General features: G+C 66.8%; 1 protein-coding gene and 1 pseudogene. Both read left to right on the top strand.

All coding sequences use genetic code 11. The annotated features are described in order from the left end of the window. Positions 1-2,289, top strand: a 2,289-nt coding sequence (locus AC1DYX_RS30305) for an ExeM/NucH family extracellular endonuclease (protein WP_477265802.1), incomplete at its 5' end; no start/stop codon positions are given. A gap of 16 nt (positions 2,290-2,305) precedes the next feature. Next, positions 2,306-2,543 (top strand): annotated as a pseudogene (locus tag AC1DYX_RS30300) (hypothetical protein); the annotation flags it as partial.

Below are 2,543 nucleotides of genomic sequence, written 5' to 3'. Positions count from 1 at the left end.
GCCCTGTTGCAGGCGAGCGATGCCGACAGCCTCGTCAACAGCGCCGTCATCAGCAAGGGCGCCGTGGCTGGCATCAGCCTGACCGGATTCACGGCCGCGACCGCGGGCAACCGGACGGCCTCGGCCAACCTCGTCATCGCATCGAGCCTGCCGGCCGGCACGTATCCGGTCGAGATCACGTTCGCCAACGACACGAACCAGACCAATAGCTGCACCGTCAACGTGGCCGTCAGCGGCATGCTCACGATCCCGCAGATCCAGGGCAGTGGCCTGACGAGCCCGTACGTGAACACGGTGCAGACGACGTCCGGCGTCATCACGAAGAAACTTGGCAGCGGTTTTTATATCCAGGATCCGCAGGGCGACGGCGACCCGGACACGTCCGACGCCATCTTCGTGTTCGGCGCCGCCGCGACCGCGCAAGTCGGCGACCTCGTGCGCGTGACGGGCACCGTGACCGAATTCACGCCGAACGGCGCCAAGCGTTCGTACACGGAACTGAAGGACGTCAGCGCCGTGAACGTCCTGGGCAGCGGCTACGCGATCCAGCCCGTCAACATCGACCTGCCGGCCGAGCTGAGCCACTACGAGGGCATGCTGGTGCGCTTCGTGAACCCGCTGACCGTGAACGGCAACAGCTACCTGGGCGACCGCGGCGAGCTGGTGCTGGCCAACGGCCGCYGCGAGACGCCGACCAATCGCTACCGCGCCGGCACGCCGGAGGCCAACACACTGATCGCCGCCAACGCGCGCAACATGGTCGTGCTGGACGACGGCATCTTCACGGTGCCCGCACATATCCCTTACCTCGCCGCCGACCAGACGGTGCGTGCGGGCGATACAGTGACGGACCTCGTCGGCGTGCTCGACTTCGGCGCGATCGGCGGTGGCGGCGGCTGGTACAAGCTGCAACCGACGGACACACCCGTGTTCAGCCGCACGAATGCGCGCGCGGACGCGCCGCCGGTCGCCACCGCGGCGGTCGCCGCCGGCAACGTGCGCGTGGCCAGCGCCAACGTGCTGAACTTCTTCACGACGTTCACGGACGGCACGGATGCGTGGGGGCGCACGGGGCAGGGCTGCACGATCGGCGGAGCTACGTCGAAGAGCAATTGCCGCGGCGCCGACAACCTCACGGAATTCAACCGCCAGCGCGACAAGATCGTGGGTGAGCTGAAGGCGATGGATGCGGACGCCGTCGGCCTGATGGAAATCCAGAACAATGGCGATACCACGGTGGGCTACCTCGTCGACGCGCTCAACCTGGCAATCGGCAAGACGGTGTACGCGTATGTCGCGAAGCCCGCTGCGACGGGCACGGATGCGATCCGCGTCGCGATGATTTATAAAACGGCCGTGCTGACGCCGGTGGGCGGCGCGTTGTCCGATGGCGACGCCGTCAACAACCGTCCGCCGATGGCGCAGACGTTCAAGGTGAATGCGAATGGCGCGAAGTTCTCGCTGGTCGTCAACCATCTGAAGTCGAAGGGCAGCTGCGGCGGCGCGGGCGTCGGCGACACCGACACCGGCGACGGCCAGGGTTGCTGGAACGCCACCCGTATCCAGCAGGCCAAGCGTCTGTTCAGCTATTTCATCCCGACCGTCGTCGCGGCCGCCGGCGATCCGGACGTGCTGGCCGTGGGCGACTTCAACTCGTACGGCCACGAAGATCCGATCGCCTTCCTGGCCGACGGCGGCATGGTCAACGAACTGGAGCGTTTCGTGCGTCCGAACGGCATCCCGTATTCCTATGTGTTCGACGGCCAGAGCGGCTATCTCGACCATGCGCTGGCCAGCAGCGCCCTCGACCCGCAGGTGAYCGGCGTCACCGAGTGGCACAACAATGCGGACGAGCCGGATGCGATCGACTACAACCTGGGCGACACGGCCGACGACCCGTACGTGAACAACGCCTTCCGCGCCTCGGACCACGACCCGGTCGTCGTGAGCCTTAACCTGGCGCCGGCCTTCACGGATGTCACGGGCAGCGTCAGGATCGTGCCGGGCGCCCTGGGCTACAACCGCGTCACCGGCAAGTTCGTGGGCAGCGTGTCGTTCACGAATACCAGCGGCGCCGCGCTCAACGGACCGCTGCAATACGTCCTGCAGGGCCTGCCGGCCGGCGTCACGCTGGACAACAAGAGCGGCGACTTCAACGGCGCGCCCTACGTCAGGCTGCCGGGCACCTCGCTGGCGGCGGGCGCGACCGTGACCGTGTCGCTGACCTTCACCAACCCGTCGAAGACGAACGTGACGTTCACGTCGACACTGTATTCCGGCACCTTTTGATTGAAGCGAGACCACCATGACGAACCTGAAGACCTTCTTCTCCCGGGCGCTGCTGGCGCTGGCCCTGCTGGCCGGCGCGGGCAGCGCCACCGCCAGCCCGATCTACCACGTGGCACTCGACACGGCCGGTACGGGCGGCGACGGCTATCTGCAGATCGACTTCCTGCCGTTCGGCACCAGCGACGTGCTGACGGCAACGGTCAGCAACCTGGAGGGCGCATTCGACGGCACGCCCGACCTCGTCAACGTGACGC

The organism is Massilia sp. P2_C2, from assembly GCF_056404615.1.
This window is presented reverse-complemented; position numbering and strand designations above follow the sequence as displayed.